Consider the following 4061-nt stretch of genomic DNA (forward strand, 5'->3'; position numbering starts at 1 on the left):
TGGAACATACTTTCTGATATCATCTTCCATAGATAGTTTCCCCTCTTTTTCCAAAAGCAAAATACTAAATACAGTAAATTGTTTGGATATAGAGGCAATATGAAAAATGGTGGAAGGGGTTATTGGGATGCCGTATTCGAGATTAGCTATACCATAACCTTTCTTGAAAATAGTTTTCCCGTTTTTGACCACAGCTACTGCCGCACCAGGTGAATCATGAGAATTCCATTGGGAAAAAATCTCATCAATTCTCTTTTCCGTTTGGTCTTGGCAACCTAAGAGGACGACCAAAAAGAGCATATATAGAATGAATTGGATATATTTTTGCATATAGAACATCATTAATTGGTATTGCTCAATAATTTATAAATCAATTTAATTCAAATTGATCTGACTTTATATGGAATTGAAACTTTTCTCCTTCACTATGCCTCATTTCCATCCCAAGCTACCTGGACTCGCTTCTCGAAACCCAGGCACTCGGAGGAGGTTTTAGCTCTTGGTTCTTTACTCTTGGCCCTAGGCTCTCGTTTCTAATCTCTTGCCTCTCGCCTCTCTTATCAACCGACCTCTTTATCAGCCAAAATAAATTCTCCCTTCGTCAACCAAGAAAACCCGAATGCTGCCATGGCTACCCATTCCATCCAGAAAATGACTTTGGGGAATATTGAGATTACTGAAAATATCGGGATCAATGCCAAAGCCACTATCATGAAAATCGCACAGATACGATATATTTTATTCCTATCTACTTTTTGTATAGTCATATTTCCTGAAGTCTTGGTAAATTGAAAATAGGACATATAAGCTAAGATCAAGAAAAACAGAACAGCCAGTACATTATGAGCTGTAGACCTCCAGGCAAACTCCTCCACATCCCTAACACTACACTGCTCATTCATATTTTGGCCTGCAGGCAATAAAGCCACCAAAACAGCGCAGAAACCAGCAGCATTCGTCAACCATTGATCCACCCTATCATAACCTTTGTAGGCTATCAGAAAGAAAGAAATGCTTAATATCACCCCGACAAAAACATCACCTGAAGCTGTGTAATAATAATCGGACAAGGAATATTGTATTGTTTTGCATTCTCCAAAAACGGCAGCGTATATCAAAAGAATCAATGGAAGCGTAAAGGCCAAAAAACCCACGGATTTTCTAAGCCTTTGAAAAGTATCGAAAGGTTGATTTATAAATTGCTCTACCATTATAATCAATACTTAAACAATCACCTTAGTCGTACCTCCACCTTTCAGGGTAATCTCAACAGGCTTGTTATTTTTCCAGCTTCCGCCGGTAAAGTCGGGTACATCAATGGAATTGGACCTGTGGGCAACAGACCATTCGCTCAAAGGAGAAACCGCTGACCAAAGGGCTGCATCGTAGACATCCTGGTCCAAGGGAAGTCCATTGCGCAGACAATCGATCAATCTCCAATCCATCATAAAATCCATCCCTCCATGACCACCGATCTGCTTGGCAAGCTCACCTACCTTTTTGACTATCTCGGGGGTATACTTTTCTTCCAAAGCCCTCATTTCTTCATCTTTCATCCAATCGTGACCTTTTGCCACTTTTGGATTTGGGTATTTTTGTGCATATCCCTCTGTTCCACTGACGGTATGTAATCTTGAATAAGGTCTTGGGGAAGTTACATCATGCTGAATCATAATAGACCGGCCTTTTTTGGTTTTGACCATTGTCGTATTCATATTTCCACCGAACTTTTTTTCAGCAAATGGAGCAAAATAATTGTCATTTTCAGCTAATTCCCTTGCCTTGGCAGCCATATGGAAATCAGCACTGGAAAGAGAAGTCAGGAAATCCATCTGATCACCCCTGTTGATATCCATAATCTGACAGACGGGACCTAATCCATGGGTAGCGTAAAGATTTCCGTCTCTATAGTTTTCTTTCAATCGCCACATATCCTGATAGCCACCCTCACTTTCTTTCCTAAAATTCAACCACAACAAATCATGGATATAAGCTCCTTCTGTATGGATAATTTCCCCAAAAAACCCATCCCGCTTCATACTCAATGTCATCAGCTCAAAAAAGTCGTAGCAACAGTTTTCAAGCATCATACAATGCTTCTTGGTTTTTTCAGATATCTCCACCAATTGCCAGCACTCTTCCAAAGTCTTTGCAGCGGGGACTTCCACTGCTGCATGTTTTCCTGATTCCATGGCGTAAACTGCCATGGGCGTATGCCAATCCCAAGGAGTGGTTATATAGATCAAATCAAGATCACTCCTCTCAACCAATTTTTTCCAGGAATAAGCAGAGCCCGAATAGCCTTCAGGCTTGTGTTTGGTTCCCTGAAGTTTGGTCTTTATTTTATCTACCCTTTCAGGAATCAGGTCACAAAGCGCCTTGATTTCCACTCCTTCAATTTTGCTCAATCTATCCACAGCACCAGGCCCCCTTTGTCCCAAACCTATAATCCCTACCCTGACGGTATTCAACTTCGGCGCGGCATAGCCACTCATATTGAACAACTGACTATGGTTTTTTGTACTCAAATGAAATAATTGTTCTGGTGATTCAGCTTTGGAAAAATTTGGGACGGTTGCGCCTACCAGACCAAGTCCGGCAAGTTTGAGGAAATCTCTACGGTTATTGCTCATGGGGTAGAATTTTAGATTGTAGATTGTAGATTTTAGATTGAAAAAAGATTCAGTCTAGGAATTTGGGTAAATTGAGCTTGAATTTAGCTTTTATTCTTTTTTGGGCAATGCTGTTTATATAAAAAACAAAAAGCTCATCAATGAAATGGTCCATCGATGAGCTTTGATTTGGGTTTAATTTAATCTCTAGGCTTTTTTTGCAGGACAAGTATTCAGGCCTATAAGGGTATATAAAGGGCAAAAGCTAACCAATGAGGTCAACAGAAATACAGCAGCTACTACGACCAGTAAAATTCCCAAAGTACCAGGGATTGTACCGGAGAAGTATAGATAAGCTGCTATTACGGCAATAAGGGTACGGATAATCCTGTCCGTGTTCCCCATGTTCTTTCTCATATTATAGGTGTGTTTATAGTTGAAATAGAAATATCAAACCAACAATGAAGACTAGACAAATCAGACAGACGGTCAGTAATTTCAAATCGGTTTTGATTTTGGTACAAGTTACTTAACAATCCATGGAATTAATGTGACAAAAGTCCCATTTCACTTCCTAAACAAACTCAAAGAGTAATACCCCATACTATCCTGAAAATGTTTATCCCAAGAAAATCCTGTTTTAACTGCCAACTGATCCAATTCCTTTAGGCTATATTTCTGTGAAACCTCGGTATGAATAGTTTCATATTTATCAAAGTGAAAAATATGTTCAGCGATATGGACATCCTGCTCATCCATACTGACCAAAAAACTCAAGGCAGCACCATCCAAAGGATTGTACATCCCATAATGCTCAAATGCATTTAGATCGAAATCCCCTCCCAACTCGCGGTTGATCCTTTCCAATAAGTTCAGGTTAAAACGCTTTGTCACTCCTCCTTTATCATTGTAAGCCGCTCTGATGACGCGTGGGTTTTTCTTTAGGTCCACTCCCATGAGGAAAAAATCTCCGGGATTTAAGTAATCATTGACAAATTGGATAAACTCAATCGCCTTTTCACCGGGGAAATTCCCAATGTTACTGCCCATAAACATCACCAATCTTGGTTTTGATTTTGAGGCAAGTGTTTTGATCGTTTGTAAATAATCACCAGCTAGTGGTTCGAAAGGTAAATCAGGGAGTAGTTCTTTAATGTAATTTCGATTGATTTCTAGAATATCAGACGAAATATCCATCGGGATATAGGTGATCTTTTTACCTGCCTCAAGCACGGCTTTTAAAAAAATTGAGGTCTTGCTTCCATCACCGGCACCCAGTTCAATAATATCAAACTCCTTGTGGGATATCTCATTTGAAATCTGTTGGGATTGTTCATTTAGGATTTCCATTTCACACTTGGGAAGATAGTATTCTTCCATGCGCATAATCTCCTGAAAGATCCTTGACCCTTTGTCGTCATAGAAATATTTGGAAGGTAAATGTTTCTG

The 4061-nt window shown here is 39.6% G+C and carries 5 protein-coding genes; all 5 read right to left on the bottom strand.

Annotation, left to right across the window (positions count from 1 at the left end; all coding sequences use genetic code 11):
- Positions 1–330, bottom strand: a 330-nt coding sequence (locus ACEW8U_RS15500) for a serine hydrolase domain-containing protein (protein ID WP_373522963.1), incomplete at its 3' end; no start/stop codon positions are given.
- A gap of 230 nt (positions 331–560) precedes the next feature.
- The gene (locus ACEW8U_RS15505) at positions 561–1211 is read right to left on the bottom strand and encodes a hypothetical protein (protein ID WP_373522964.1); all 651 of its coding nucleotides are present in this window, start codon (positions 1209–1211) and stop codon (positions 561–563) included.
- A 12-nt stretch (positions 1212–1223) separates the two neighbouring features.
- Positions 1224–2633: a Gfo/Idh/MocA family protein gene (locus tag ACEW8U_RS15510; protein WP_373522965.1), complete on the bottom strand. Its 1410-nt coding sequence runs from the start codon at positions 2631–2633 to the stop codon at positions 1224–1226.
- 186 nt (positions 2634–2819) lie between these two features.
- The gene (locus ACEW8U_RS15515) at positions 2820–3029 is read right to left on the bottom strand and encodes a DUF2892 domain-containing protein (protein ID WP_373522966.1); all 210 of its coding nucleotides are present in this window, start codon (positions 3027–3029) and stop codon (positions 2820–2822) included.
- A 150-nt stretch (positions 3030–3179) separates the two neighbouring features.
- Positions 3180–4061: L-histidine N(alpha)-methyltransferase (egtD, locus tag ACEW8U_RS15520; protein WP_373522967.1), on the bottom strand; the 882-nt coding region annotated here is incomplete at its 5' end.

Source organism: Aquiflexum sp. (assembly GCF_041751335.1).
GTDB lineage: Bacteria > Bacteroidota > Bacteroidia > Cytophagales > Cyclobacteriaceae > Aquiflexum.